Origin of the sequence: Comamonas odontotermitis, assembly GCF_020080045.1 — a bacterium.
Taxonomy (GTDB): Bacteria; Pseudomonadota; Gammaproteobacteria; order Burkholderiales; family Burkholderiaceae_C; genus Comamonas; species Comamonas odontotermitis.
The window spans coordinates 3,347,698-3,373,310 of the sequence record NZ_CP083451.1 but is presented as its reverse complement, the minus strand read 5'-3'; the positions used below and the strand labels follow the sequence as shown (position 1 = coordinate 3,373,310).

The following is a 25,613-nucleotide window of genomic DNA, read 5'->3' as shown; positions in this document are numbered from 1 at the left end:
CAGGTTCCACCCCGCGGCAGCAAAAAATAGCAAGGAGACAAACATGAGCAAGCGCAATCCTGGAATTTCTTTCCACCCCTTGCCGCGCCGGCATTTCCTGGGCCAGATGGCAGCAGGCATGGCGGCGGGCGGTCTACCGCTATGGGCCATGGCGGAATCTGCCAAGGACTGGCCAAGCAAACCGGTGACCTGGGTGGTGCCCTTTCCTGCGGGCGGCGGTACGGACGCGTTCGCGCGCCCGCTGTCCTCGCAGTTCTCCAAGACCACCGGCAAAACCCTCGTGATCGACAACAAGGGCGGCGCGGGTGGAACCCTGGGCGCCAGCTACGCGGCGCGCCAGCCGCACGATGGCTATACCTTCTTCATGGGCGGCACGCACCACGTGATCGCACCCTCGGTCTATCCCAAGCTCGATTACGACATCCAGAAGGATCTGGTGCCGCTGGCGCTGCTCGCGACAGTGCCGCAGGTGCTGGTCATCAACCCCAAGAAACTGCCTATCAAGAACATGCAGGAGCTGCTGGCCCAGCTCAAGGCCAACCCCGGCAAGATGACATTCGCATCTGCGGGGGCAGGCTCCAGCCACCATCTGGCAGGCGAGTTGTTCAAGATACAGAGCAAGACCGATATCCTGCATGTGCCCTACAAGGGTGCGGGGCCGGCACTGCAGGATTTGATAGCGGGCAATGTGGACATGCTGTTTGACGGCTTGGGCTCATCGGCGGCGCACATTGCTGCGGGCCGCATCAAATGCCTGATGGTGGCCGGTGACAAGCGCAACCCCTCACTGCCTGATGTGCCCTGTGCTGCCGAAGTGGGGCTGCCCGACTACAACGTCACCACCTGGTACGGCCTGTGGGCCGTCAAGGGAACGGCACCCGAGGTGCAGGCGCGCATGGTGGAGGAGGTCAGGCGAATGGGGGCTTCCGAAGAAATCAAGGCGGTCTGGGCGAAAAATGGGGCGGACTATGGCAGCATGACGCAGCCGCAGTTTGCCGCCTTTGTGAACGACGAGGTCAAGCGCTGGGCGGCGGTGGTCAAGGCCTCGGGTGCCAAGATCGAATAAAGGCATGCATTCCGTTTCTTCATCAACCGATGGTGAAAATGCAAGGCGCAGGCCTGGAAGACATTCCGCCTGCGAAGCTGGCCAGCCATTGACGGATGCAGGAATCGAATCACATGGGAGTGGGGTGATGGCAGGTCAGATCAGGCAGGAGGCGTGGGTGGCGGCGGATGGCCGGGTCCATGCGCATATCGTGCGCGTGGTGCTCAGCCACCCGGGCAAGCTCAATGCCATGTCGCGCGACATGTGGCGGGCGCTACGCTCTGTTTTTGAGAGCTTGCAGAGCAATCCGGATGTGCGCTGCATCGTGATTGAAGGTGAAGGGGATGCGTTCTGCGCCGGTGGCGATATCTCGGAGTACGAGCGCTTTCGCTTCGCCCCTGACACCCTGGCTGCTTTTCACGAAGGCGAAGTCTGGACAGGCCTGGATGCCATGCTCCGTTGTGACATCCCCGTCATCGCGGTCATCCGTGGCGCCTGCATGGGCGCCGGGGTGGAGATTGCCAGTTGCTGCGACATCCGTATTGCCGCCACCAATGCCAAGTTTGGCGCGCCCATTGCCAAGCTGGGTTTTCCGATGGCACCCAAGGAAGCTGCGCTGGTAGCCAGCCAGGTGGGCGCCATGAAAGCCCGGCAGATGCTGCTCGAAGCTGCGGTGTTTGGCGCAGACCAGATGCAGGCCGCCGGGTTTGTCAGCCGCTGCATGGAACCTGACCTGCTGGCCGCGCACGTTGCCGAAACTGCGGCGCGCGTGGCGAGTCTGGCTCCCCAGGCGGCAAGGCTCAACAAACAAACCCTGCGTGCGCTGACGGCAGGCGACATGGCGGCCCCCACTCTGGCGCAGCCATACGCTTATGCCGATTCTGCCGAACACCGCGAAGGCATTGCAGCCTTTGTGGCCAAGCGGGCTCCCCAATTCTGAAGGCGCCTGCCAAGACGCCCAGGACCTAACCAACCAGAGACAGACATGAAAAACGACAACCTGTTTTGCGCGCTGCGCGCAGCCTTTCCCAAAGACCTGGATGCCATCGCCGTGGAGACCACATCGGCCAGCGGTGAGCCGCTGAACTACAGCTGGCGTGATCTGGACCGCATGAGTGCCCGCATTGCCAATCTGCTGGGCAGCCTGAAGATACCCGCAGGCAGCCGCGTGGCGGTACAGGTCGAGAAATCGGTGGAAGCCATGGCGCTGTACCTGGCCACCCTGCGAGCAGGCTACGTTTTCCTGCCGCTGAACACCGCCTACCAAAGTGCCGAGATCGAATATTTCATCACCAATGCGGAACCAGCCGTGGTGGTGTGCTCGCCGCAGAACTTTGGCTGGGTGTCCAAAATCGCCTTCCAGTGCGGCACACAAAGCGTTTTCACGTTGGGCGATGACCGCAGCGGCACCTTGCTGGAGCGTGCTGTGCACTGTGCCGATACGCATGAGCCTGCCGTCAGGCAAGTCGACGACATGGCCGCCATTCTGTACACCAGTGGCACCACCGGCCGCAGCAAGGGGGCCATGCTGAGCCACGGCAACCTGCTGAGCAATGCAGTGATGCTGAAGGACTACTGGGGCTGGAAGGAGGGTGACGTGCTGATCCATGCACTGCCGATCTTCCATGTGCACGGCCTGTTCGTCGCCATCCATGCGGCTCTGCTCAATGGCAGCAAGATGATCTGGTTCTCCAAGTTCGAGCCCAAGGCCGTGATCGCTGCGATGGAGCGCGCTACCGTCTTCATGGGTGTTCCCACCCTGTATGTACGCATGCTGGCCGAGCCCACGCTCACGAGGGCCGCCACCCGGAACATGCGCCTCTTCATTTCCGGCTCCGCGCCGCTCCTGATCGAGACCTTCCGCGAATGGCAGGAGCGCACCGGCCACACCATCCTGGAGCGCTACGGCATGAGCGAAACCATCATGCTTGTCTCCAACCCCTACCGTGCCGACAGCCGCTACGACGGGCAGGACGAGCGCCGGGGCGGCACCGTCGGCTTTCCACTGCCGGGTGTGGGCGTGCGCGTGCAGGGCGATGATGGTCAGCCGCTACCGGCTGGCGAGATCGGCAACATCCAGGTACAAGGCCCCAATGTGTTCAGTGGCTATTGGCGCATGCCGGAGAAGACCGCCGAAGAGTTCACGAAGGATGCCTGGTTCAAGACCGGTGATGTCGGCAAGGTGGACGCGCGCGGCTACGTGACGATTGTGGGCCGCAGCAAGGATTTGATCATCTCGGGCGGCTACAACGTCTACCCTGCAGAGATCGAAGGCTTCATCAACGAACTGCCCGGCGTGGCCGAAAGTGCCCTGGTTGGCGTACCGCACCCTGACTTTGGCGAAGTGGGGGTTGCCGTGGTCATTGCCAAGCCAGGCCAGGCCGCAGATGCCGAAGGCATCATTGCGACGCTGAAAAAACAGCTGGCCAATTTCAAGATTCCCAAGCGCTGCTTTGTGGTGAACGAGTTGCCGCGCAACACCATGGGCAAGGTGCAAAAGAATCTGCTGCGGGCGCAATACCAGGACCTGTTCAAGGGTTGAAGCTCTTGGCGCCTTCAAGCCAATCCATGAACCAGGGGGGCTGGAGGCCGTAAAGCAAAAGAGAAGGCCAAAAGCCTTCTCTTTTTATAAGCGGCGGGCACTCAAACCTGCCGTTCGCTCTGCTACTGAAAACAAGGTGGCTGTCCTTGGCCCGCATGCGCTGCAGGCCGGATTTGCCAGAAACTCACCGCAGTACCAGCACCGGAATCGTGGCATGCGTCAACACATGCTGGGTCTCGCTGCCCAGCAGCAGGCGCTTGATGCCGCGATAGCCATGCGAGGCCATGACGATCAGGTCACAGTGTTCCTTTTCCGCGGTCTTGAGCAGCGATTCGGCCACCAGATCGGATTGCAGAACAATGCCCTTTACCGGCACGCCCACTGCAGTTCCCTGGGCAACGACCTTGTCGACCACGACCTGGGCAGCGTCCAGCCAGCCTTGCTGGATACGTTCCACCTCCTTGAGGTCGATGACCGCGCTGCCTTCAAAGTAACTGCGGGGGTAGTTGGGCGAGATATTGACCACAGTGATCTGGGTCTGTCCCAGCTTGGCCAGAGCAAGCGCATGCTGCACTGCTTTTTCGGACAGCTCGGATCCATCGGTGGCGAGCAGGATATGGTTGTACATCTTCAGCTCCTTTCGAGGGTGCAGCCGGGGCGGCTGCATGTTTGTACCTTAACCCATTGGCGCAAAGGCTGCCTTGCGCTGTGTCAGAGCAGACAATGGCAGCATATGTTTGCCGGGAGCACGGCAGGCCCGCTCAGACCGTGCATTGCTGGCTGTTAATCAGGGCCTGCAGCTTGTCGGTATCCAGGATGCGTACATGGCGCTGCTTGACTTCGATGATGCCGTCTTCCGCGAACTTGGAGAAGGTGCGGCTCACGGTCTCCAGCTTCAGGCCCAGATAGCTGCCGATTTCTTCCCGCGTCATGCGCAGTATCAGCTCGGACTGCGAGAAGCCCCGCGCGTGCAGGCGCTGCACCAGATTGAGCACGAATGCGGCCAGGCGTTCCTCGGCGCGCATGCTGCCCAGCAGCAGCATCACACCGTGCTCGCGCACGATTTCGCGGCTCATCACCTTGTGAACGTGGTGCTGCAAGGCATTCACTTCGCGCGACAGCTCTTCCAGCTTGGAATAGGGCATCACGCAGACTTCCGCATCTTCCAGCGCAATGGCATCACAGGAATGCTGGTCGTTGACGATGCCGTCCAGGCCAATGATTTCGCCTGCCATCTGAAAACCGGTGACCTGATCGCGTCCATCTTCGGTGGCCACGCTGGTCTTGAAAAAACCGGTGCGAATCGCGTACAGCGATGTGAACGCCTCGCCGTTGCGAAACAGCGCTCCCCCGCGCTTGATTCTGCGGCGCGTGGCCACGATCTCATCGATGCGATCCATCTGGTCGGGCGACAGACCCACGGGCATGCACAGCTCTCGCAGGTTGCAGTTGGAGCAGACCACTTTGATTGTGTTGGCTGTCATGAGTCAATATCCGTTCACAAAAAGATCGCGCGGGGGCGGAGGTTCCTTGAATGCTTCCATTGTCTACGCAGACAAAAAAATACTCTTGATGTAAGTCAAGGACGTGGCCGGCCGGTTGCGGCACATTGGGGCATCCGTACGGAATTGAGACCATGATTTCCCTGACCCCCGATTTGTTGCGCCGGTTTGATGTACCCGGCCCCCGTTACACTTCGTATCCTACCGCAGACCGATTTGTTGAAGCCTTTGGTGCGAATGGCTACAAGCAGGCGCTGGAGCAGCGGCGAACGGGGCTGGGTACCCGCCTGGCACCCTTGTCGCTGTATGTGCACATTCCGTTCTGCGAATCACTGTGCTACTACTGCGCCTGCAACAAGATCATCACCAAGCATCCCGAACGCGCCGACGAATACCTGGATTATCTGGAGCGTGAACTGGATCTGCAACTGGCCCACTGCCCGGCCCGCCAGACCGTGAGCCAGCTGCACCTCGGCGGCGGATCGCCCACCTTCCTCTCCGACGATGGGCTCTCACGCCTGATGGACATGTTCAAAAGCCGGTTCCAGCTGCAGCCGGGGGGTGAATACTCGATCGAGGTCGATCCACGGACCGTGAGCGGGGAGCGCCTCGCACACCTGTTTCGACTGGGCTTCAATCGCCTGAGTTTCGGCGTGCAGGATTTTGACCCGCAAGTGCAAAAGGCAGTGCACCGCGAGCAGCCCTCGGAGCAGGTTTTTTCCCTGATGGCCCAGGCGCGGTTGATTGGCTTTGAATCCATCAATATTGACCTGATCTACGGCCTGCCTCACCAGACGCCGGTCAGTTTTGCACGCACGATGGAACTGGTGAGCCAACTGCGGCCCGATCGTATTGCGCTGTATGCCTATGCGCATCTGCCTGAACGTTTCAAGCCCCAACGCCGCATTGTCGTGCAGGATCTTCCCAAGCCCGTTGACAAGCTGACCATGCTGGCCCAGGCGCTGGAAGCCCTGCAGGCGGGCGGATACGTCTATGTAGGTATGGACCACTTCGCGCTGCCTGATGATGCACTGGCCGTGGCCAAGCGCCAAGGGCGCCTGCACCGCAATTTTCAAGGCTACAGCACGCAGCCCGATTGCGATCTGCTGGCGCTGGGTGTCTCGGCCATTGGCAAGATCGGCGCTACCTACAGCCAGAATGCCAAGACGCTGGAGGAGTACTACGACCTGATCGACCAGGGGCAGATTCCTGTGGTGCGAGGCCTGGCACTCTCGCGCGATGACATGCTGCGCCGCTCTGTGATCATGGGCCTGATGTGCCAGGGCAGCCTGGTGATCGAATCGGTGGAGCAGGCCTGGCTGATCGATTTTCGCCAGTACTTTGCCGCCGAGCTGGAGCAACTGCGCAGCATGCAGGAGCAGGGGCTGGTTCAGATCACTGGCGATGCCGTGTCCGTGACCGAGCTGGGCTGGTACTTTGTGCGTGGCGTGGCCATGGTGTTTGACAAGCACCTGCAGGCGGATCGCACGCGGGCCCGGTTCTCGAAAATCATCTAGGAGCCTGCCTGAGGCTCAACGCGTTACCAGGCCCTCAGGCTCTTGTAGAGCATGTAGACCGCCAGGCACAGCAGAATGCCGCCAAATATCTTCTTGAGCTGGGCCACTGGCAGCCGGTGCGCTGCCCTGGCGCCCAGTGGCGCGGTCAGCACGCTGCATATGGATACCGCAAGCAGGCCGGGCAGCCAGATATAACCCAGCGAGTGGGGCGGCAGGCCTTGTACATGCAGCCCCGCCACCATGAAGCCCAGCACATTGGTCACGGCGATCGGGAAGCCCAGCGCTGCGCTGGTGGCCACTGCGTTGTGGATGGGCACATTGCACCAGGTCATGAACGGCACGCTGATGAAGGCCCCGCCTGCACCAACCAGCCCCGAGAGGCAACCGATCACGCCGCCGGCTGCCAGTTGGCCACCTGTGCCCGGCATGGTGCGCGTGGCTGCGGTTTGGGATTTGCGAAACATGCGCAGTGCCGAGTAGCCGACAAACAGCCCGAAGAACAGGCCCAGATACTGGCCTTTGAGCAGCGAAAAGATGCCCAGGCTCGCGACCAGTCCGCCCAGCACGATGCCGGGCGCAAGGCGCCGGGCGATGTCCCAGCGCACGGCGCCGCGCTGGTGGTGGGCGCGCACGCTGGAGATGGAGGTGAACATGATGGTTGCCATCGACGTGGCAATCGCCATCTTGATGGCCAGTTCCGGGGCAACGGCCTGGGTGCCCAGGATGTAGGTCATGAAAGGCACCAGCACCATGCCCCCGCCGATGCCAAGCAGGCCCGCCAGAAAGCCGGTGATCAAGCCCACGCACGAGAGCGGAAGCAGAACGATGGGATCAGTCATGGGCACCAGTATCCACCTGGACGGTTGTGGTACGCCCAGTAAAAAGGCCACCTGAACCAGGTGGCCTGAAACCCCGCCGCGGCGGAGAGGAGAAGTTGAAAGTGGCTGGCCTCATTGCTTCGGATCAGGCCAGCCAGGCCGAAAACAGGTGTTCGCAGCGGATCCACCAGACCGTCATCCTGAACCGGGGGTTCAGGTGGGCAAGGGCAACCTATCGTTGGGTTCATCTGACGCGAGACGATCACGCTCAATAGGTGATGTACCAAGCCCGTGCTCGTAGAGCATTGGTTCAAGGAACTATAAAGTCTGGCAGGGCTGCGAACGACTCCATTGTACCGGCAGCCAGGGGTGGATGGCCGTAAAAAACCAATTCAATGCCCAGAGGCTGGGCAAAAACAATAGCGACCACTGATTGCTGAATATGGGCTCAATGCCGATTTTTCAGCAAATGCTTGCATGCGGCCGCGATCTGGTGTTGTGTGCGAACCGATGGAGGTGTTTTGCGAAAACCTACACCGTCTGCGCCGCATTGCCTGCGGCTGGTTGTCCAGTGGCGGCATCGAGGCGCTGCATGATGGATTGCAGGCGGGGCTCCTCCCAGTCGAGCGAAGCCTGGGCGGTAGCGGGTTCGGCCTGCTCAACCTGGGCCGCCTGGGTACGGGCCTGTTCGGCTTCCTGGTTCAGCTCGGTGTTCTGGGTTTTCAGATCGAGCAGATCAAAGGCCATGTTGAGGGCAGCCAGCACGGCGATGCGCTCGCGCCCACGAATCTTGCCGGCGTCGCGGATGCCGCACATGGCTTCATCCACCTGCTTGACGGCGGCCATCAGTCGCTCTTCCTGGCCTTCGGGACAGCCCAGCATATAGCTTTGCTGCATGATGTGAACTTCAAGCTGCTTCATGATTCGTCCTGGTCAAAAGTCTTGGGCAGGCGTTCGATCAGCGCGTCAACGCGCGAGCGGGCGGCCGTCAGGCGCGATTGTAGGGAGTCGCGTTCATGGGTGAGGGTATCCACCTGTTCCTGCAGAGTGGCATGCGCGCGCTGCAGTTGTTCGTAGCGGGTCAGCAAAGTTTCCACCCGCTCAAGCATCAGGTCCAAAGAAGGCGTAGTGACCATAGAGAGACAGTTTTATTAAAGCGCAACAGTAAAGACGATAAAATTGTACCCGTTGGTGCTCGCCATGGTGGTTCACATTCTGGCAGTTCAACGGGAAGCAGGGGAGTGCGCTTGTGCCCTACAAGCCATGCTCAACCTGCGCTGCCCCCGCAACGGTAAGCGATGGACGGTATTTTGCCCTCCGCAGCCCGCACTCTAAGCCACTGGATACCTTGAACAAGTCTCTGGGAAGGCGCGCGCTGTGTCATCGTCAGCCCGGATACCGGCCAACACTGTGGATGGCGGTGCGCTGCATAGCGCGCCGCTTCTGTTTTTCCCCATTTGCCGGCGGGGAGGCTGGCGCGGGGTACTTCATCGCTTGAGATGTAGATGCATTCCCATTCGCCAGTGGTGCGCCTGTGCGCGCCCGATTCTGCTATCGTTTTTTCTTCGTTGCGCTCGCCACACACCTGTATTGCTCTGACGGCGGCCCTGATGGCTGCCAGCCTGTCGGCACAGGCCCAGACTACGAATGAAACAGAGGGTAAAACCCTGGAGGCGATGGTAGTCACCGCCAACCGCATCGAGCAACCGCTGTCCGATCTGACGGCCGATATGTCCATCATCGACAGCAAGACCATCGAGCGTCAGGGGCCAGGCGGTGTGGCCGATGTGCTGGCACGCGTGCCGGGTATCCAGATGACCCGCAATGGCGGCCCGGGCACCAGTACCAGCTTGTTCATTCGAGGTGCCGAGACGCGCTTTACCGCCGTGTATGTGGATGGCGTGCGTGTCGATTCGCAGTCCACCGGCGGTGCCTCGTGGCAAAACCTTCCGCTGGCGCTCATCGACCGCGTTGAAGTGCTGCGCGGCCCGGCAGCGGCCGTGTATGGGTCGGATGCCATGGGTGGCGTGGTGCAGATCTTCACCAAGAAGGGCGAAGGCGCGCCCAAGCCCTATGTGGGCTTTGGCGTTGGCAACCGTGGCACCTATACGGCCGAAGCCGGCATCTCTGGTGGCGAAGGGGCGTGGGATTACTCGATTGGCCTCAACCGCGCACAATCGGATGGCTTCAACGCGCGCACCACCCCTACCGCCAACCCCGACAAGGACGGCTACCGCAACAACGCGGTCAATGCGCGCCTGGGCTACCAGCTCAACCAGCAGCACCGGCTGGAAGCCACCATGATGGCCAGCAACATGAATTCGGGCTACGACGTCTCCCCCAAGGAAGATGACCGCAGCATCAACAAGATGTATGCGTTGGGCCTGAACTGGCAGGCCAAGTGGACCGACCACTACAGCACCAAGCTGCAACTCACCCAATCGCGCGATTACTACGAAACCCGGCCATCGCCCTACCAGACCGATACCCGCCTGCACAACTACCTGTTCCAGAACGAGTGGCGTTACGGCATTCACACCATGACGGCCGCGCTGGAGCGCCGTGAGGATTCGCTGGTGAACGGCGGCATCGACCGCGACCGCAGCCAGAATGCGTTGGCGCTGGGCTACGGCATGCACAGCGGTGCACACACCGTGCAGTTGAACCTGCGCCGCGACGACGACAGTGAATTCGGCGGCAAGACCACGGGCAGCGCAGCCTATGGCTACGAATTTGCACCCAACTGGCGCGCCACCGCAACCGTGGGGACCGCCTTCCGCGCGCCCACGCTGTACCAGCGGTTCAGCGAGTACGGCGACGCATCGCTGGCTCCGGAGAAAAGCAAGAATGCCGAATTGGGCCTGCGCTGGGCACAGGGCGCAGACAGCTTCTCTGCCACCGTGTACCGCAACAACGTCACCAACCTGATCAACTGGGTGGGCGGTACGGGTACTTGCGTTGGCAAGGATGGTGCTTTCGGTGGCTGCTACGCGAACGTCGGCAAGGCACGTCTCGAAGGCATCACCCTGGCCGGCACCACCAAGCTGGGCCAGTTCAACCTGCATGGCTCGGTGGATTTCCAGAACCCGCGCGACCAGACCACGGACAAATTGCTGGCGCGCCGCGCCAAGCGCTATGCCACGCTGGGTGGTGACACGCGCGTGGCCGGCTGGACCCTGGGCGCCGAAATGCAGGCCACTGCCAAGCGCTATGACAACGCGGCCAACACCAATGTGCTGGGCGGCTACACCTTGTTCAACTTGTCGGCCAGCACGCAGATTGCCAAGGATTTCAGCCTGATCGCCCGCATCAACAACCTGGCGGACAAGAAGTACGAAACCGCACGCACCTACGCTTCGGAAGGGCGCAGCGCGTACATCGGCATCAAGTGGATGCCCCAATAAGAGCATCCAGGAAATCAGGAAGTCGGGAGATAACAGGGTGATGGATGCAGCGGTGAGTGGAAGCGATGGCCAGAAGACCTCCCGGTGCGTGGCGCTGCTGGTGGCGGCGCCCGCGTCCGGGCAGGGCAAGACGACGGTGACGGCGGCGCTGGCGCGCCTGCACGCGCGCGCCGGGCGGCGCGTGCAGGTGTTCAAGTGCGGGCCGGATTTTCTCGATCCGCAATGGCACCGGCTCGCCAGTGGCGGTGATGTGCACACGCTCGACCGCTGGATGAACGGCGAGCACGATGTGCGTGCCCGCCTGTACCAGGCCGCCCTTTGCCATGACGTGCTGCTGATCGAAGGTGTGATGGGCTTGTTTGATGGCGAAAGCAGCGCCGCAGATCTGGCCAAATCCCTTGGTGTATCGGTGGTCGTCGTCATTGACGCATCGGCCATGGCTGGCACCTTTGGCGCCATTGCCTATGGCATGCAGCACTTTGATCCTGACATGAAGCTTGCCGGAGCGCTGGCCAATCGTGTAGCAAGCAACTACCACGGCGAACTGCTGCGCGATGGCCTGCGCGACCCGGCGCTCTGGCTCGGGGCGATGCCCCACGTGGCGTTGGCGGGCGGAGCCCCGCGCGCCAACCTGCTGCCGGAGCGCCACCTGGGTCTGGTGGCAGCCCAGGAACTGCCCGATGCGCTGGAGCGGCTCGATGCAGCAGCCGATGCGCTGGCCCAGACGCCGCTGGGGCAACTGTCCTGGTCGGACTGGCAGGAGCGCTGGTCGGTGGATTTTGCAGCCCAGGACGATGAGACCGAGATACCTGCGCTGCTGACTGGGCGTCGCATTGCCGTGGCGCGTGATGCGGCCTTCAGTTTCATCTATGCGGCCAATCTGGAATGCCTGCGCGCCATGGGGGCGGAGCTGGCATTCTTTTCGCCCGTGGCGGGCGAGCGCCTGCCTGTGTGCGATGCCTTGTGGCTGCCCGGTGGCTACCCCGAGCTGCACCTGCAGGCCCTGCAGGCCAATGCAGGGTTGCAGCTCGATCTGCAGGCGCATGTGGAGCAAGGCAAGCCCGTGTGGGCCGAATGCGGCGGCATGGTGGCGTTGGCCGAAGGACTGACCGATCTGGAGGGCCGCTGGCACAGCCTGTGGAGCCTGCTGCCTGCACAGGCGCGCATGCAGCAGCGCCTGGCGGGTCTGGGCATGCAACAGCTGGCGACGCCCTGGGGCGTGCTGCGTGGCCACACCTTCCACTATTCACGCCTGGACAGCGATGCGGGCCTGGTTGCTCGCAGCAGCCGGCCGGGCCAGGAACCCGAAAGCGGCAAGGGGGAAGCGGTGTACTGCCATGGCAGCATTCATGCCAGCTATTTCCATGCCTGGTTCCCTTCCTGCCCGCAGGCCGTGGCAGCGCTGCTGGGGGCGGATGTACTGCAGACCTTGCAGCAGACCGCACAGCAGGACTGGCCAGGTGCGTGTGCCGCATCGGCCTCCGAGACTGCATAAGATGGCAGCCATGGCAGAACCTTCGTTTTCAGTGAATGGTGCAGCGCTCAAGCTCTTGCTGCTGGGCGGGCAGAAATCCGGTAAATCACGGCAGGCAGAGCTGCTGGCGCGCCAATGGCTGCAGCAGGGCGCGGGTTACACCGCCAGTCTGATCGCCACCGGCACTGCCTACGACGATGAAATGAAAGCCCGCATTGCCCGCCACCAGAGCGACCGCGCCGCACGCGTGGCGCAACTGGGCACGGTGGAAGCGCCGCGCGATGTGGCGCAGGCGATAGCCGCATGCAGCGGGCCGCAGCATCTGCTGATCATCGATTGCCTGACCCTGTGGCTGACCAACTGGCTGATGCCTGCACCAGAACTTGAGAAAAATCAGGCTTTAGCGCACAACTGGCAAGCGCAACAAGCTCTTTTTTTAGGAGCGATTGAGCGTGCGCCCGGCCCGGTCATCCTGGTCAGCAACGAGATCGGCCTGGGCGTGATTCCCATGGGCCGCGAAGTACGCGCCTTTGTCGATGCGCTGGGCGTGCTCAACCAACAAACGGCTGCGGTGTGCAACCGCGTCACACTGATGGCCGCAGGTTTGCCTCTGCACATGAAATGATGGCCCGTTTTATGCATTTTCCAAATTCCTCCCTCCTGCTGCTTGCCGTGCGTACCGCAGGTACCGCAGTGGCAGCAGCATTGCTGGGCGCAGTAGCGGCCAGTGCGAAGGAATTGCCCACCGCCGGGCGTGCCGCAGCCATTCCGGTGCTGGCCGAATCCGCGCGCCTCGCTCCCCAGCCCATCACCGACGATCGTGGCAAGACCGTGCAACTGGCACGGCCGCCGCAGCGCATCGTCAGCCTGCTGCCTTCGCTGACCGAAAGCACCTGCGCCCTGGGCCTGTGCGACCGGCTGGTCGGGGTGGATCGCTATTCGGACTGGCCCCTGGCAGTCAAGAAACTGCCGATAGTGGGCGGAGGGCTGGATCCGAGCGTGGAATCCATCGTGGCGCTCAAGCCTGACCTGGTGCTGATGTCGCATGCCTCGAAGGTGGCCGAGCGGCTGGAAGCGCTGGGCGTGAAAGTGGCGGCGCTGGAAGTGAAATCGCAGGCCGGTGTGCACAAGGTGCTGCAACAACTGGGCCAGGTGCTGGGCGTGCCTGCAGCAGAAGGTGCCGACCGGGTGTGGCGCGAGCTGCAGGCGGGCGTGGCCGATGCAGCGCAGCGTGTACCTGCCTCTGCCAGGAACAGCCGGGTGTATTTTGAAGTGAGCCGGGGCCCGTATGCGGCAGGTCCGCAGTCCTTCATCGGAGAAATTCTGGCCCAGCTGGGGGTGGACAACGTGGTGCCTGCCGAACTGGGGCCGTTTCCGCGCCTGAGCCCCGAGTTTCTGCTGCGCTCCCAGCCCGACGTGATCATGCTGGGCAATCGCAGCATGCAGGCTGCCACCAGCTACCCGGGCTGGAACAGCCTCAAGGCCATCAAGGGCGGGAACCTGTGTGTCTTCAACGACCAGGATTCCTACACCATTGTGCGCCCCGGCCCGCGCATGGCAGAGGCCGCCCACCTGATTGCGCAGTGCCTGATTGACAAGGCACCAAAAAAGCAAGGCGCAGAAAAGCCGGCCGAAGGAGGGCAGCGTTGATGGCGGCTTCGGCAGAGCAGGCGCTACGGCACGAATGCGCCCCCGGCCAGCGCCGCAGCGGCTGGCTGGCGCTGGTGTTGCTGCTGCTTTCCGTCGCGCTGTTGATGGTGGGCGCCAGCGTGGGCAGCACCGGCTGGGAGAGCGTGCTGCGCATGCGGGACGACGCCACCGCCTGGCAGATCGTGATGGACATCCGCCTGCCGCGCTCCCTGGGCGCCTGGCTGGCAGGCGCGCTGCTTGGCCTTGCCGGGGCGGTGGCGCAAGGCCTGTTTCGCAACCCGCTGGCAGATCCGTACCTGCTGGGCAGCGCATCGGGTGCATCGCTGGGCAGCGCCGTGGGCCTGGTGCTGATGGGCTCGTCCCTCACCAGCCTGAGCTTCGTCTACCGGCTGGGCATGACGGGCATGGCCTTTGCCGGCGCTGCCTGCGCCGTGGGCCTGACCGTGGTGCTGGCGCGCAATGTGCAAAACACCTTGCGCCTCTTGCTGGCGGGTGTGATTGTGGGCGTGGTGCTGGGCGCCGTGCGCGATCTGCTGGAATTGAAGCACCCTGACATCCTGCAAGCCATGCAGGCCTTCACGCTGGGCACTTCGGCCTTTGTGGGCTGGGAGGGCTGCGCACTGATGGGCGGGGTACTGCTGGTCTGTGCACTGGCCACCTGGGCCTGCTCGCGGGTGCTCGATGGCCTGACGCTGGGCGAAGCCACGGCCACCAGCCTGGGCTTGCCGCTGACGCAACTGCGCTACGGCTTGGTGGCGGTGCTGGCGCTGGCGACGGGAACGTCTGTGGCCCAGACTGGCCTGATTGCCTTTGTGGGGCTGGCTGCACCGCACCTGGTGCGCAGCCTGGTGCGCATCGGCCACGGCCGCAGCACCTTGTTGGCCGCTGCCATGGGCGGCACGCTGCTGCTGGCCGCAGACATTCTGGCGCGGTGGTTGGTGGCGCCGCAGGAGTTGCCGGTAGGCGTGCTGACTGCCGCACTGGGCGGCACCTATCTGCTGTGGCGCATGCACCGCAGTACCCGGGCGGCAGGAGCCATGTGATGCTGCAAAATACTACCGAAATCATAGCTATTGCTGCTCGTCAGATATGCGCCAGCGTGCATTCCAAGCCGATATTGCATGGCCTGTCTGCCGGGTTTGCCAAGGGCCGGTGGACCAGCATCGTCGGCCCCAATGGCGCAGGTAAATCGAGCCTGCTGAAGGTCCTGAGCGGCCTGTGGCCCGCGCATGGCCTGCAGGGCCAGGTGCATCTGCTGGGCAAACCGCTGCAGTCGTGGCCGCGCAAGGCGCGCGCCCAGGCGCTGGCCTGGCTGGGGCAGGGTGAGGTGACCACCGAAGACTTGACGGTGCTGGATGTGGCCTTGCTCGGTCGCCTGCCGCACCAGCCCTGGCTGGCGGCGCCCAGCCACGAAGATCACGCCATTGTGGAGCGCTGCCTGCGCCAGACCCAGGCCTGGGAGTGGCGCCACCGCCCGGTGGTGGAACTCTCGGGCGGTGAACGCCAGCGGGTGCTGCTGGCCCGGGCGCTGGCGGTGCAGGCCCAGGTGCTGCTGATGGATGAACCGCTCGCCAACCTCGACCCGCCGCACCAGACCGACTGGGTGGACAGCGTGCGTGCGCTCACCAGCCAGGGCACCACAGTCATCAGCGTGCTGCACGAAATCTCGGTGGCGCTGCTGGCAGATGACATGCTGATCCTGCAGGAGGGCCGGGTGGTACACCAGGGCGCCTGCAGCGATCTTGCCACCCATGCGGCGCTCGAAGCGGTGTTTGACGACCGCATCCAGGTGCGCAGCATCGATGGCCTGTGGATGGCGTTGCCGCGTATGGCGAAATGAAGAATCCCGCTGCCTGGGCGGCTCTGTCCGGCGTGTCTCATCCCGGATGCGTCAAATTTTTAAACGCTGTGGGTGGTGTGTGCCGCTTGCAACCCTGAGAAGGAAAAACATGCAGATCGAAACTCCTCCCACCGAAAAACCTTACGAAAAGCCCGAGGGTGAACGCCGCGGCCTCGTCATCGTCAACACCGGCGACGGCAAGGGCAAGAGCACGGCTGCCTTTGGCCTGGCCTTCCGTGCCACGGGCCGGGGCAAGGCCGTCAAGGTGTTCCAGTTCATGAAGGTGCCCACGGCGCGCTTTGGCGAGCACCGGCTGGCCGATCAGGTGGGGCTGCCCATCGAAGGCCTGGGCGACGGCTTCAGCTGGAAGAGCAAGGATCTGGAGCAGTCGGGCCAGCTGGCGCGCGACGGCTGGGAAAAGGCCCGGGCGGCCATCCTGTCGGGCGAGTACTTCCTCGTGGTACTCGATGAAGTCACCTACCCGCTGATCTACGGCTGGCTGCCGTTGCAGGAGGTGCTCGATACGCTGGCTGCGCGACCCAAGGACGTGCACGTCTGCCTCACGGGCCGGCGCTGCCCGCAGGAGATCATCGACATCGCCGACACGGTAACCGAGATGAAGCTCATCAAGCATGCCTTCCAGGCGGGTATTCCTGCCCAACGGGGCATTGAGGATTGAGCGTTAACGGACTCCAGTCCTGTTGCCCTGCTGACCCGCCGGTGACATAAAGGTCCACAATCGAACCATGCCCGATACACCGATTCCTCCCCCAGCGGCGGCCATGATTGCCGCCACGCCGTTCACCGAGGCGGAGCGCGCGGCTGTCTACCGGGCCATCTACGAGCGGCGCGACATGCGTCACTTTGCCGGTGGCGCTGTGCCTGAGGAGGTATTGCTGCGCCTCTTGCGCGCGGCGCACCATGCGCCCAGCGTGGGCTTCATGCAGCCCTGGCGTTTCATCCGCGTGAAAAACGCTGCCTTGCGCCAGACCATCCATGCACTGGTCGAGGAGGAGCGCGTACGCACTGCCCGCGCACTGGGCGAGCGCGAGGAAGATTTCATGAAGCTCAAGGTGCAGGGCGTGCTGGATGCCGCCGAGGTGCTGGTGGTGGCCATGCCGCCAGGGCGCGAGGCTCACATCTTTGGCCGCCGCACCCTGCCCGAGATGGACATCGCCAGTGCAGCCTGCGCCATCCAGAACCTGTGGCTGGCCGTGCGCGCCGAAGGGCTGGGCATGGGCTGGGTATCCATTTTCGATCCGCAGGCGCTGGCGCAACTGCTGCAAATGCCAGCAGGCGCCCACCCGCTGGGCGTGTTATGCCTGGGACCTGTTGCCGCCTACTATGCCGAGCCGATGCTGCAACAGGAGAAATGGGCCTGCCGTGCACCGCTGGAAGACATGCTGATGGACGATGTCTGGACCGAGGGGCCGCCTGCGGCATGACGGCCATCACCTGGTCGGAACTGCTCGCCTGGTCCTTCAGCCCGCTGGGCTGGCTGTACCGGGCGCTCACGGCCGCGCCAGATGCGGCGGTGCTGTGGTCGCAGAATCTGCTGTGCGCCTTGATTGCCGTGCTGGTGGCCTTGGCGCTGGACCGGCTGTGGGGCGAGCCACCTGCCTGGCTGCACCCGGTCGTCTACATGGGCAAGCTGCTGGGCGTGATAGGAAAATACATAGCGCCCCGCGCAGAGCAGTCGCAAGATTGGATGCGATTTGTATTGGGAATGGTTGCATGGTGCGCGCTGGCAGCTATTGTTTTTGTAGTCTACTGGGCCATTCTCTTTCTGCTGCCCCACCAGCCCTGGTGGCTGGCTGGTGTGTTCATGGGGGTGCTGCTCAAGCCGCTGCTGTCCTGGCGCATGCTGAGGGACGAGGTGCTGGCCGTTGAAGCTGCGCTGCAGCAGTCATTGCCAGCGGGCCGCGAGCGCCTGTCGTGGCTGGTGAGCCGCGATACCTCCCAACTGGATGCCTCCACCGTGCGTGAAAGCGCCATCGAAACCCTGGCCGAGAACCTGGGCGACTCCGTCATTGCGCCGCTCTTCTGGTTTGCCATTGCAGGCGTGCCAGGTGCGGCGGTGTACCGCCTGGCCAACACGGCAGATGCCATGTGGGGCTACCCCGGCTGGCGCGGGCAGGGCGAAGATCGCCGTTACTGGCAGTGGGCTGGAAAATGGGCGGCGCGGGCGGACGATGTGCTCAACTGGGTGCCTGCACGCCTTACCGCCGCCTGGCTGGCGCTGCTGGCAGGCGGCGTTGCCTGGGGTGCACTGCGGCGTGATGCGCGTGTGACGCCTTCGCCCAATGGCGGCTGGCCCATGGGTGCGATGGCACTGGCGCTGGGCGTGCACCTGTCCAAGCCGGGGGTGTACCAGCTGAATCCGCAGGGCATGGCACCCGGGGCGCCGCACCTGCAGCAGGCCGTAAAGCTGGCCTCCAAAGTGATTGTGGCGCAGGTGGTATGCGTGCTGGTAGCTATTTTTTCAATAGCGTTGTGGATGGGGACTCGCCATGCTTGAAGGCCTCCATGGCGGCACCGACGCGCTGGGTGTGCCCGCGCACGATTTTTCCACCAACCGCAACGCTTTCGGGCCGTGCCCTGCGGCGGTGGCGGCCCTGCAGGCTGCGCATGTAGCGCAGTACCCCGATCCGCTCTATACAGGGCTGCGGGAGCGGCTGGCGGCCTTTCACGCGGTGGAGGAGCGGCGCATCGTCATCGGCGGCAGCAGCAGCGAGCTGATTCACCGGATCACCCAATATGCGGCGCGCAATGGTGCATCGGCCGTTACCTTGCCCCGCCGCCACTACGGCGACTATGCGCATGCCGCACAGGTGTGGGGGCTGGCGCTGCAGCGGCGCGACAGCGCAGAGGCTGGCATGGGGCATGGTGATCTGCACTGGTTCTGTGAGCCATCGAGCCCGCTTGGCCAGTTGGATACCGTCTCAGCGTCTGCAGGGCGGGGCTTGCATGTTCTGGATTGTGCCTACCGCCCTCTGTGGCTGGAAGGTGAAGCACCTCAGCGCAACCTGGATGGCCTGTGGCAGCTGTGGACGCCCAACAAGGCCCTGGGCATGACGGGGGTGCGTGCCGCCTACGCGATTGCCCCGCTCCACGCCACGGATGAGGCGCTTTGCGCGCTGCACGCGCTGGCGCCATCCTGGGTGGTGGGCGCGCACGGCGTGGCCATGCTGGACGCCTGGACGACCGACGAAGTGCAGCAATGGCTGGCCCTGGGCCTGCAAAGCCTGCGAATCTGGAAGCGACAGCAACTGGCGTTGTGTGAGCAGCTGGGCTGGGCGGTGGAGCCCGGCCACCAGGCCAATTACTTTGTGGCACGGCCATCTCTGGACGAAGAAGCACTCGTGCAACGCCTGGCCTGCCTGCGTACGCAGGGCATCAAGCTGCGCGACTGTGCCAGTTTCGGCTTGCCCGGCCACGTGCGCCTGGGCGTGCTGCCGCCTGCGTCGCAGGCAGCGCTGGAGCAGGCCTGGAGCGCTTTGCCCTAACTCATAGAGAATCAGCGCGACCAGCCCCGAGGGCATCCAACCGGCGCTACCATTTCGCATGGACTCACCAATTCCTTCCCTGCGCTCCGTTGTGGTGGAGCGCTATGTCACCCCCTTGCGCGAAGGCGGCTCGATGCCCGCCGTGGTCGAGGCGGACGATCTGGGCCTGTACGTGCTCAAGTTCCGCGGCGCGGGGCAGGGCGTGCGCGCCCTGATGGCCGAGCTGATTTCGGGCGGCATTGCCCGGGCGCTTGGCTTGCCCATTCCCGAGATCGTGCTGGCCCGGCTGGATGCCAAGCTGGCGCAGACCGAACCCGATCCTGAAATCCAGGACCTGATACGTGCCAGTGACGGCCTGAACGTGGGGCTGGATTACCTGCCCGGGTCGGTGAATTTCGACCCCGCAGTCGATATGGTGGACAGCGGCTTTGCATCGCGCCTGGTGTGGTTCGACACCCTGGTCAGCAACGTTGACCGCACGGCGCGCAACACCAATCTGCTGATGTGGCAGCGCCGCCCCTGGCTGATCGACCATGGGGCTACGCTCACCTTTCACCACGCCTGGGAAGGGGTGGTCGCTGACCCTGGCAAGCCCTATGCCCCGATTGCGGACCATGTGCTGCTGCCGCAAGCCTCGCAGCTTGCACAGGTGGACGCGGCGATGGCAGGGCAGTTGACTGCCCCGGTGCTGGAGGCCATTGTGGCGGCCGTGCCCGACTGCTTTCTGAACCAGGCGGCGCAAGACCGCCACAGCGATGCGCTGGCCGATCCGCAGGCCCACCGCGCCGCCTATGTGAATTATTTTCTGGCCCGTCTGCAGGACCGTGGCCGCTGGTTGCAAGGAGCCATCGATGCACGCGCATGATGTATATGACTACGCTGTCGTGCGCGTGGTACCCCGGGTGGAGCGCGAGGAATTCATCAACGCCGGGGTGATCGTCTCCTGCCAGCGCAGCGGTTACCTGCAGGCTGCCATGGCGCTGGATGAGGCGCGGCTGCTGGCGCTGGACCCGCAGGCCGATCTGGAGATGGTGTACCGGCACCTGGGCAGCATCATCGCCATTTGCGAGGGCCGGCCTGAAGGCGGGCCGATTGCGCAATTGCCGTTCCGCGCGCGTTTTCACTGGCTTACTGCCAAGCGCAGCAGCATCATCCAGACCTCGGCTGTGCACACGGGCCTGTGCCTGCATGGCGACCATGCGCTGGAGCGCATCCTGCAGCGCATGGTGTTGCCCCTGCAACCCAAGGTGCACGCATGACCGCCCGGTGTGTGATGGTGCTGGGCACCAGCAGCGGTGCAGGCAAGAGCTGGGTGGCCACGGCGCTGTGTGCCTGGTACCGGGCGCAAGGCTACAAGGTGGCGCCCTTCAAGGCGCAGAACATGAGCAACAATGCGCGCGTGGTGGCCACGCCTGATGGCCAGTGGGGCGAGATTGGTACCGCGCAGTACCTGCAGGCGCTGGCCGCAGGCGCCGTACCCGATGTGCGCATGAACCCGCTGCTGCTCAAGCCCGAGGCCGATACCAAAAGCCAGGTCGTGCTATTCGGCCAGGTGAATGACGAGCTGACGGCCATGCCTTGGCGCGGCCGCAGTGCCCGGGTCTGGCCGCAGATCGCCCAGGCGCTGGATGAGTTGCGCGCCGAAAACGATGTGGTGGTGATCGAAGGGGCGGGCTCGCCCGCCGAGATCAACCTGCACGCGAGTGACGTGGTCAACATGCGCGTGGCGCGCCACTGCGACGCGCACTGCCTGCTGGTGGCCGACATCGACCGGGGCGGCGCGTTTGCGCACCTCTATGGCACCTGGGCTCTGTTGCCTCCTGAGGAGCAGGCGCTCATCAAAGGCTTTGTGCTCAACAAGTTCCGGGGCGATGCCAGCCTGCTCGCGCCCGCGCCGCAGATGCTGGAAGAGAGAACCGGCGTGCCTACCGTGGCCTGCATCCCCATGCAGTTTGCGCACGGCCTGCCGGAAGAAGACGGCGTGTTTGACGACCGTGGCAGCGCCGGCGCGGGGCAGGCGGTGCACACCACCATCGCCATCATTGCCTATCCGCGCATCAGCAATCTGGATGAATTTCAGCCGCTGCTGCAGGTGCCGGGCGTGCGGGTGGTCTGGGCCCGCTCGCCCTCGCAGCTGGCGGGTGCCGATTGGGTCATCCTGCCGGGCAGCAAGGCCACGGCCGCCGATCTGGCCTGGATGCGCTCGCAGGGGCTGGATGCCGCCGTGACGGCGCACGCCCAGGCAGGCAAGCGGGTGCTGGGCATTTGCGGAGGCCTGCAGATGCTGGGCGAGGCGTTGATCGATCTGCATGGCGTCGATGGCAACGCAGCCGGTCTGGGCCTGCTGCCGCTGGCCACCCTGTTTGCGCAGGACAAGACGGTGCAGCCCACTGCGTTCGCGTTGCCTGCCTTGCAGGCGCCGTGGCAGGCTTTGGGCGGCGTGCAGGTGCGCGGTTATGAAATCCACCATGGACAGACTCAACTGCGAGCCGACATGCAGGCGGGCACCAGCCATCCCGCACACGAGCTGCTGCCGGGCCTGTTGTGGCAGGGCGGAAACCCAGCGGTGCTGGGCACCTATCTGCATGGCTTGTTCGAGAACGGGGAGGTCATTCATGCCCTGTTCGGCCATGGCGCGCCCAGCCTGGAGCAGGTTTTCGATCGGCTGGCGCAGGGCGTTGGCGAGTGGTTTGAAGCGGAGGCTCTCGCGCTCCGGTAAAACCTGCCCTTCTGTCTGACCGAATGAAAAGCGCCAGCACATTCATCATGCGCTGGCGCTTTTACCGTTACGGGGCGATGCGGATCGTGTCAGATCAGCGTTTGGTCCGGCGCACGGCCAGAGCCATCAGGCCCATCGATGCCAGCAAGAGTGCCCAGGGGCTGTCCACCGGAACGGATGAGGTCGCACCGGGCGTTGGTGGCGTTACGGTGGGAGCTACGACCACCGTCACCTGGGCCGTCGCGCACGCCGGTGTAGGGTAAGTGCCTTGCGCGGTGCAGATCTGGTACTGGAAGGTATCGGTGCCGGTAAACCCTGCCGAAGGGGTATAGGTGGCAGTGCCATCGGCGTTGTAGACGACGGTGCCATGCGTGGGGGCAGAAACCGCTGTGGCGGGCCCAGCCAGCGGGGCATTGGCAGGATCGGAAGAAGCGTCGTTGGCCAGAATGCTGACGGTCACTGGCGTATCCACCTTGGTGGCGGCAGAGTCTGCCGTGGCGGTTGCTCCCAGCACGTTCACGCTCACCGTAGCCGTTTTGCACTGGGTGGGGGCGGTCTGCACGCACACTTGGTAGGTGAACGTATCGGTCCCCGAAAATCCTGCGTTGGGTGTGTAGACCACCTTGCCGGAACCATCGACGGTGACCGTGCCGTTGGCGGGTTGCTGCGCAATGGTGGGCGGCGCGAGGGTTGCCGGTGGCGAGGACGTGGTGTCATTGGCGCGCACATCCAGGGTGACGGGCTGGCCTTGCACGGTATTGCTGGTGTCGGCAACCGGGTTGGGGGTGGGCGGAATGCCCAGCATCATGTCAATGGTGGAGTGCCTTGGCAGTCCCAGTTCCTTGGCCCGGATTTCGCAGACATCGGCAGCTTTTACCACCAGGCCCACTGTGGTGCCATTGAGAGGGCCGGTGGTCGGGCTTGCCAATTTCCAGAAGGAATCGGTGGCATTGGCCACCGGAGGCGTCTGCACCGGGTTGTTGGCCGTGGCGATCTGCAGGTATTCGACCAGGCTTGCATCCACCTGCGTGCCGTCGCAGCGGTAGAAGCGGTACTCCATGGCATCGGTTGAGTCGAAATCATGGCTGAACAGGGTCGTTCCCACCACCATCGGCGCCTGGAACTTCATCGAGACCTCGCCCGCGCCCACTTCCCACACATTGCCCGGGTCCGTCGGAAGCCCGATATTGGCCGGCAGATCGGTAGAACTCATGAGCGCGTTGCTTTGTCCGCTGCCCCAGGTCGCCCAGGTGGTGGGCGGTGTGCCCACGGTGTTGATCGTGAACGGAGTCCCGCCGATCGTCGCATTGATCGGCACGCCTGCTGTGGGCGTGGGAACCGCCGTCACAAACTTGGCCATTTTCCAGCCGGTGAAATACTGTGAATTGGCCGCCACCGGGGTTTCCGCGTGCGCAGCAATGCACACCAGCAGGGCTGAGCACAGCCCCAACATTTCTCTCGTGGTTCTCATCCCTGTCCTCTGTTATAAAGAATTTATTTATATTATTAATTAATAAATGAAATTAAATTGACAACAAATATTTTGGTTTCAGTTATGTTCAAAAATCACAACAAAACTAGGTATATGTGAAGACCGTGGTCAGAGCTGGGCGTCAGGGGCGTTCACGGAACGCGCCGAAAAGGCGGTGGCGCATGAGCAACATGTGCGTCATGGCGACATGTAGGCCATGGACTGCATGGTCTGGCGGGCTGGGCCGATAACGACAGCCAGGGATCACACGCATGCTGTTGGTTGCAATTGCCCCTTACCAGACAGAAGGAAGATCACCATGAAAAATGTTGTCCGCCAATCCTTGCAAATTGCCATTGCTGCGGTTGCCTTGGGTGTGACCGGTTTTGCGTCTGCACAGCCAGCCGCGCCCGAAAAAGCTCCCGCCAAACACGCGCAGCATCCGCACAAGGGCGGCAAAGCCCATCAACGCGCGGATCGCAACGTGGCCGATGGCAGCTCCAGCGCCCGAGAGGCCGCCGCCGCCCTTCAGGCCGGCCGACAGGGACAACTGACCGACCGCAGCAGTGACCAGTACGCCGGCAACGCCGTGGCCCGCTGCGGCGTGTTTCGGGTCGAAGAAGACAGGCGTGCCTGCGTGGATCGGGTGACCAACGGCCAGGACAGCGGCTCCGTGCAGGGCGGCGGTATTCTGCGCGAATACACCTACACCGTTCCGGCCAAGCCCTGAGATCGTAAACACGTTCTGAGGCAGCGCGTAGGTGCGTCTGCACGCATCCGATCACGCCTGAGCTCTCTCGGACGGGTGTGTAACACGCCAGTGCACCCATCCGAATTTGCGCTCTGGCCGGGCAACCGGTCAGAGCGTTTTCTTTTGGTATGGGCCAGAGGCCCTGCAACGTGTTGGCGGTAGCGCGATACTATGCGCCTCTGGCTTGGATGGCTTGCGCCGCTGTGCCCCAAGCCTGTCCCCAGCATTTCGCACCATGTCTGATATCCGCACGATCGCATCCATCCCTTCCGTTTCCTCGCTTCACGACGCTGGCCTGCAAAGCCGGGTTCAGCATTTGCTTGATCAGAAGACCAAGCCGGTGGGCTCTCTGGGCCAGCTGGAGCAGCTCGCGCTGCGCATTGCCTGCATTCTGGGAGATGAGCAGCCTGTGCTGCAGGCGCCGCAGATGCTGGTGTTTGCAGCCGATCACGGCCTGGCGGCGCGGGGGGTTTCGGCATATCCGGTCGATGTGACCTGGCAGATGGTCGAGAATTTTCTGGCAGGAGGCGCTGCCGTCAGCGTGCTGGCGCGGCACAACGGCATTGCACTGAATGTGGTGGATTGCGGCGTGGCCAGGGATTTTGCCGCGCGCGAGCAGGACCCGGCGCACAAGCTGCCCGTGCCCGGCGAGCCCCGTCTGTGGCGCCGCAAGATTGCCTACGGTTCTGCCGATTGCAGCGCGGGCCCGGCGATGACGGCAGAGCAATGCGCGATGGCCCTGCGCAACGGCATGGTGCTGGTGCAGCAATTGCCGGGCAATGCACTGCTGCTGGGTGAGATGGGGATCGGCAACACCTCCAGCGCTTCGCTGCTGCTGGCGCGTTTGTGCAATGAACCGATCGAGGCGGTGACTGGCGTCGGCACCGGGCTCGATGCGGCAGGCCTTGCGCGCAAGGTGGAAGTGCTGCGCCAGGTGCTGGACCTGCATGCTGGCGCGCAGGAGCCGCTGGATGTACTGTGCGCGATGGGCGGGCTGGAGATCGCCACCATGGTGGGTGCCGTGCTGCAGGCTGCCGTGGAGCGCCGCGTGATTGTGGTCGATGGCTTCATCACCACGGCGGCCGTGCTGGTGGCCAGCCGCCTGCAGCCTGCCGTGCTGGAGCGCTGCGTCTACGCCCACCGCTCGGGTGAGCCGGGCCACACGCGCATGCTGGCCCATCTGCATGCGCAGCTGCTGCTCGATTGGCAACTGCGGCTGGGCGAAGGCTCGGGCGCTGCACTGGTCTGGCCGCTGTTGCAGTCGGCCTGCGCCATCCTGCGCGAGATGGCGAGCTTTGCATCTGCCGGGGTCAGCCAGCAGAGTTGATCAAAAGAGGCTGCTCGCGCCCAATGGGGAAGCGCAATTTGCTATTA

The 25,613-nt window shown here is 63.5% G+C and carries 25 protein-coding genes and 1 riboswitch; of the genes, 19 read left to right on the top strand and 6 right to left on the bottom strand.

Features of this window, described 5'->3' with window-relative positions; translation table 11 throughout:
- Positions 1–43 precede the first annotated feature (43 nt).
- The 3 genes from LAD35_RS15570 to LAD35_RS15560 all read left to right on the top strand — a co-directional run bounded on the left by LAD35_RS15570 (position 44) and on the right by LAD35_RS15560 (position 3,587).
- Positions 44–1,066, top strand: a complete 1,023-nt coding sequence (locus tag LAD35_RS15570) for a Bug family tripartite tricarboxylate transporter substrate binding protein (protein WP_377779332.1) — start codon at positions 44–46, stop codon at positions 1,064–1,066.
- A 127-nt stretch (positions 1,067–1,193) separates the two neighbouring features.
- Entirely contained in the window at positions 1,194–1,985 is a 792-nt protein-coding gene (locus LAD35_RS15565; RefSeq protein WP_224149911.1) for an enoyl-CoA hydratase/isomerase family protein, read from the top strand.
- A gap of 45 nt (positions 1,986–2,030) precedes the next feature.
- On the top strand, positions 2,031–3,587 hold the full coding sequence (locus LAD35_RS15560) for a malonate--CoA ligase (RefSeq protein ID WP_224149910.1): 1,557 nt from the start codon (positions 2,031–2,033) through the stop codon (positions 3,585–3,587).
- 184 nt (positions 3,588–3,771) lie between these two features.
- On the opposite strand, the gene LAD35_RS15555 is transcribed toward LAD35_RS15560, so the two are convergent.
- Both LAD35_RS15555 and fnr read right to left on the bottom strand, forming a co-directional pair.
- Complete coding sequence (locus tag LAD35_RS15555) at positions 3,772–4,215, bottom strand: universal stress protein (RefSeq protein ID WP_224149909.1); 444 nt, start codon at positions 4,213–4,215, stop codon at positions 3,772–3,774.
- 133 nt (positions 4,216–4,348) lie between these two features.
- On the bottom strand, positions 4,349–5,071 hold the full coding sequence (gene fnr / locus LAD35_RS15550) for a fumarate/nitrate reduction transcriptional regulator Fnr (RefSeq protein WP_224149908.1): 723 nt from the start codon (positions 5,069–5,071) through the stop codon (positions 4,349–4,351).
- A 152-nt stretch (positions 5,072–5,223) separates the two neighbouring features.
- Here fnr and hemN point away from each other — a divergent pair, with 152 nt between their 5' ends.
- The gene (gene hemN, locus LAD35_RS15545; protein WP_224149907.1) at positions 5,224–6,606 is read left to right on the top strand and encodes an oxygen-independent coproporphyrinogen III oxidase; all 1,383 of its coding nucleotides are present in this window, start codon (positions 5,224–5,226) and stop codon (positions 6,604–6,606) included.
- A gap of 23 nt (positions 6,607–6,629) precedes the next feature.
- Here the strand turns inward: hemN and LAD35_RS15540 are convergent, their stop codons facing one another.
- The 3 genes from LAD35_RS15540 to LAD35_RS15530 all read right to left on the bottom strand — a co-directional run bounded on the left by LAD35_RS15540 (position 6,630) and on the right by LAD35_RS15530 (position 8,560).
- Complete coding sequence (locus LAD35_RS15540) at positions 6,630–7,445, bottom strand: sulfite exporter TauE/SafE family protein (RefSeq protein WP_224149906.1); 816 nt, start codon at positions 7,443–7,445, stop codon at positions 6,630–6,632.
- A gap of 510 nt (positions 7,446–7,955) precedes the next feature.
- On the bottom strand, positions 7,956–8,345 hold the full coding sequence (locus tag LAD35_RS15535; protein WP_224149905.1) for a cell division protein ZapA: 390 nt from the start codon (positions 8,343–8,345) through the stop codon (positions 7,956–7,958).
- Positions 8,342–8,560 carry a PspA/IM30 family protein gene (locus LAD35_RS15530; protein ID WP_224149904.1) on the bottom strand — a complete coding sequence of 73 codons (219 nt, stop codon included), beginning with the start codon at positions 8,558–8,560 and terminating at the stop codon, positions 8,342–8,344. Before LAD35_RS15530 ends, LAD35_RS15535 begins: the two co-directional genes overlap by 4 nt.
- 37 nt (positions 8,561–8,597) lie before the next feature.
- Positions 8,598–8,845, top strand: a riboswitch (cobalamin riboswitch).
- A 189-nt stretch (positions 8,846–9,034) separates the two neighbouring features.
- Between LAD35_RS15530 and LAD35_RS15525 the strand changes: the two genes are divergently transcribed.
- The 13 genes from LAD35_RS15525 to LAD35_RS15465 all read left to right on the top strand — a co-directional run bounded on the left by LAD35_RS15525 (position 9,035) and on the right by LAD35_RS15465 (position 22,017).
- Positions 9,035–10,828, top strand: a complete 1,794-nt coding sequence (locus LAD35_RS15525; protein ID WP_377779339.1) for a TonB-dependent receptor domain-containing protein — start codon at positions 9,035–9,037, stop codon at positions 10,826–10,828.
- A 40-nt stretch (positions 10,829–10,868) separates the two neighbouring features.
- On the top strand, positions 10,869–12,323 hold the full coding sequence (locus LAD35_RS15520) for a cobyrinate a,c-diamide synthase (protein WP_377779333.1): 1,455 nt from the start codon (positions 10,869–10,871) through the stop codon (positions 12,321–12,323).
- A 10-nt stretch (positions 12,324–12,333) separates the two neighbouring features.
- Positions 12,334–12,927, top strand: a complete 594-nt coding sequence (locus LAD35_RS15515; RefSeq protein WP_224149901.1) for a bifunctional adenosylcobinamide kinase/adenosylcobinamide-phosphate guanylyltransferase — start codon at positions 12,334–12,336, stop codon at positions 12,925–12,927.
- 11 nt (positions 12,928–12,938) lie between these two features.
- The gene (locus tag LAD35_RS15510; RefSeq protein ID WP_224149900.1) at positions 12,939–13,952 is read left to right on the top strand and encodes an ABC transporter substrate-binding protein; all 1,014 of its coding nucleotides are present in this window, start codon (positions 12,939–12,941) and stop codon (positions 13,950–13,952) included.
- On the top strand, positions 13,952–14,995 hold the full coding sequence (locus LAD35_RS15505; protein ID WP_224149899.1) for a FecCD family ABC transporter permease: 1,044 nt from the start codon (positions 13,952–13,954) through the stop codon (positions 14,993–14,995). The genes LAD35_RS15510 and LAD35_RS15505 overlap by 1 nt, the downstream gene beginning before the upstream one ends.
- Positions 14,995–15,792, top strand: a complete 798-nt coding sequence (locus LAD35_RS15500; protein WP_224149898.1) for an ABC transporter ATP-binding protein — start codon at positions 14,995–14,997, stop codon at positions 15,790–15,792. The genes LAD35_RS15505 and LAD35_RS15500 overlap by 1 nt, the downstream gene beginning before the upstream one ends.
- 109 nt (positions 15,793–15,901) lie before the next feature.
- Positions 15,902–16,471, top strand: a complete 570-nt coding sequence (cobO, locus tag LAD35_RS15495) for a cob(I)yrinic acid a,c-diamide adenosyltransferase (RefSeq protein WP_224149897.1) — start codon at positions 15,902–15,904, stop codon at positions 16,469–16,471.
- A 67-nt stretch (positions 16,472–16,538) separates the two neighbouring features.
- On the top strand, positions 16,539–17,237 hold the full coding sequence (gene bluB, locus LAD35_RS15490) for a 5,6-dimethylbenzimidazole synthase (RefSeq protein ID WP_224149896.1): 699 nt from the start codon (positions 16,539–16,541) through the stop codon (positions 17,235–17,237).
- Positions 17,234–18,310: an adenosylcobinamide-phosphate synthase CbiB gene (cbiB, locus tag LAD35_RS15485; protein ID WP_224149895.1), complete on the top strand. Its 1,077-nt coding sequence runs from the start codon at positions 17,234–17,236 to the stop codon at positions 18,308–18,310. The genes bluB and cbiB overlap by 4 nt, the downstream gene beginning before the upstream one ends.
- Positions 18,303–19,298 carry an aminotransferase class I/II-fold pyridoxal phosphate-dependent enzyme gene (locus LAD35_RS15480; protein WP_224149894.1) on the top strand — a complete coding sequence of 332 codons (996 nt, stop codon included), beginning with the start codon at positions 18,303–18,305 and terminating at the stop codon, positions 19,296–19,298. The genes cbiB and LAD35_RS15480 overlap by 8 nt, the downstream gene beginning before the upstream one ends.
- 58 nt (positions 19,299–19,356) lie before the next feature.
- The gene (locus LAD35_RS15475; protein ID WP_224149893.1) at positions 19,357–20,163 is read left to right on the top strand and encodes a HipA family kinase; all 807 of its coding nucleotides are present in this window, start codon (positions 19,357–19,359) and stop codon (positions 20,161–20,163) included.
- Positions 20,150–20,557: a DUF3037 domain-containing protein gene (locus tag LAD35_RS15470; protein ID WP_184708430.1), complete on the top strand. Its 408-nt coding sequence runs from the start codon at positions 20,150–20,152 to the stop codon at positions 20,555–20,557. Before LAD35_RS15475 ends, LAD35_RS15470 begins: the two co-directional genes overlap by 14 nt.
- Positions 20,554–22,017 carry a cobyric acid synthase gene (locus LAD35_RS15465; RefSeq protein ID WP_224149892.1) on the top strand — a complete coding sequence of 488 codons (1,464 nt, stop codon included), beginning with the start codon at positions 20,554–20,556 and terminating at the stop codon, positions 22,015–22,017. Before LAD35_RS15470 ends, LAD35_RS15465 begins: the two co-directional genes overlap by 4 nt.
- A gap of 94 nt (positions 22,018–22,111) precedes the next feature.
- On the opposite strand, the gene LAD35_RS15460 is transcribed toward LAD35_RS15465, so the two are convergent.
- Complete coding sequence (locus LAD35_RS15460) at positions 22,112–23,488, bottom strand: Ig-like domain-containing protein (RefSeq protein WP_224149891.1); 1,377 nt, start codon at positions 23,486–23,488, stop codon at positions 22,112–22,114.
- A gap of 319 nt (positions 23,489–23,807) precedes the next feature.
- On the opposite strand from LAD35_RS15460, the gene LAD35_RS15455 reads away from it, so the two are divergent.
- On the top strand, positions 23,808–24,218 hold the full coding sequence (locus LAD35_RS15455) for a hypothetical protein (protein ID WP_224149890.1): 411 nt from the start codon (positions 23,808–23,810) through the stop codon (positions 24,216–24,218).
- 256 nt (positions 24,219–24,474) lie between these two features.
- A complete protein-coding gene (gene cobT, locus LAD35_RS15450) occupies positions 24,475–25,566 on the top strand; it encodes a nicotinate-nucleotide--dimethylbenzimidazole phosphoribosyltransferase (RefSeq protein ID WP_224149889.1) in 1,092 nt (363 codons plus the stop codon).
- Positions 25,567–25,613: the final 47 nt, after the last annotated feature.

Coding starts and splice junctions, on each gene's coding strand:
- LAD35_RS15510 (WP_224149900.1), top strand. CDS start 12,939: ATGCATTTTCCAAATTCCTCCCTCCTGCTGCTTGCCGTGCGTACCGCA.
- LAD35_RS15505 (WP_224149899.1), top strand. CDS start 13,952: ATGGCGGCTTCGGCAGAGCAGGCGCTACGGCACGAATGCGCCCCCGGC.
- LAD35_RS15535 (WP_224149905.1), bottom strand. CDS start 8,345: ATGAAGCAGCTTGAAGTTCACATCATGCAGCAAAGCTATATGCTGGGC.
- cobO (WP_224149897.1), top strand. CDS start 15,902: ATGCAGATCGAAACTCCTCCCACCGAAAAACCTTACGAAAAGCCCGAG.
- cbiB (WP_224149895.1), top strand. CDS start 17,234: ATGACGGCCATCACCTGGTCGGAACTGCTCGCCTGGTCCTTCAGCCCG.
- LAD35_RS15530 (WP_224149904.1), bottom strand. CDS start 8,560: ATGGTCACTACGCCTTCTTTGGACCTGATGCTTGAGCGGGTGGAAACT.
- LAD35_RS15525 (WP_377779339.1), top strand. CDS start 9,035: ATGGCTGCCAGCCTGTCGGCACAGGCCCAGACTACGAATGAAACAGAG.
- LAD35_RS15480 (WP_224149894.1), top strand. CDS start 18,303: ATGCTTGAAGGCCTCCATGGCGGCACCGACGCGCTGGGTGTGCCCGCG.
- LAD35_RS15540 (WP_224149906.1), bottom strand. CDS start 7,445: ATGACTGATCCCATCGTTCTGCTTCCGCTCTCGTGCGTGGGCTTGATC.
- LAD35_RS15560 (WP_224149910.1), top strand. CDS start 2,031: ATGAAAAACGACAACCTGTTTTGCGCGCTGCGCGCAGCCTTTCCCAAA.
- fnr (WP_224149908.1), bottom strand. CDS start 5,071: ATGACAGCCAACACAATCAAAGTGGTCTGCTCCAACTGCAACCTGCGA.
- LAD35_RS15500 (WP_224149898.1), top strand. CDS start 14,995: ATGCTGCAAAATACTACCGAAATCATAGCTATTGCTGCTCGTCAGATA.
- cobT (WP_224149889.1), top strand. CDS start 24,475: ATGTCTGATATCCGCACGATCGCATCCATCCCTTCCGTTTCCTCGCTT.
- LAD35_RS15570 (WP_377779332.1), top strand. CDS start 44: ATGAGCAAGCGCAATCCTGGAATTTCTTTCCACCCCTTGCCGCGCCGG.
- LAD35_RS15465 (WP_224149892.1), top strand. CDS start 20,554: ATGACCGCCCGGTGTGTGATGGTGCTGGGCACCAGCAGCGGTGCAGGC.
- hemN (WP_224149907.1), top strand. CDS start 5,224: ATGATTTCCCTGACCCCCGATTTGTTGCGCCGGTTTGATGTACCCGGC.
- LAD35_RS15460 (WP_224149891.1), bottom strand. CDS start 23,488: ATGAGAACCACGAGAGAAATGTTGGGGCTGTGCTCAGCCCTGCTGGTG.
- LAD35_RS15455 (WP_224149890.1), top strand. CDS start 23,808: ATGAAAAATGTTGTCCGCCAATCCTTGCAAATTGCCATTGCTGCGGTT.
- bluB (WP_224149896.1), top strand. CDS start 16,539: ATGCCCGATACACCGATTCCTCCCCCAGCGGCGGCCATGATTGCCGCC.
- LAD35_RS15475 (WP_224149893.1), top strand. CDS start 19,357: ATGGACTCACCAATTCCTTCCCTGCGCTCCGTTGTGGTGGAGCGCTAT.
- LAD35_RS15565 (WP_224149911.1), top strand. CDS start 1,194: ATGGCAGGTCAGATCAGGCAGGAGGCGTGGGTGGCGGCGGATGGCCGG.
- LAD35_RS15555 (WP_224149909.1), bottom strand. CDS start 4,215: ATGTACAACCATATCCTGCTCGCCACCGATGGATCCGAGCTGTCCGAA.
- LAD35_RS15520 (WP_377779333.1), top strand. CDS start 10,869: ATGGATGCAGCGGTGAGTGGAAGCGATGGCCAGAAGACCTCCCGGTGC.
- LAD35_RS15470 (WP_184708430.1), top strand. CDS start 20,150: ATGCACGCGCATGATGTATATGACTACGCTGTCGTGCGCGTGGTACCC.
- LAD35_RS15515 (WP_224149901.1), top strand. CDS start 12,334: ATGGCAGAACCTTCGTTTTCAGTGAATGGTGCAGCGCTCAAGCTCTTG.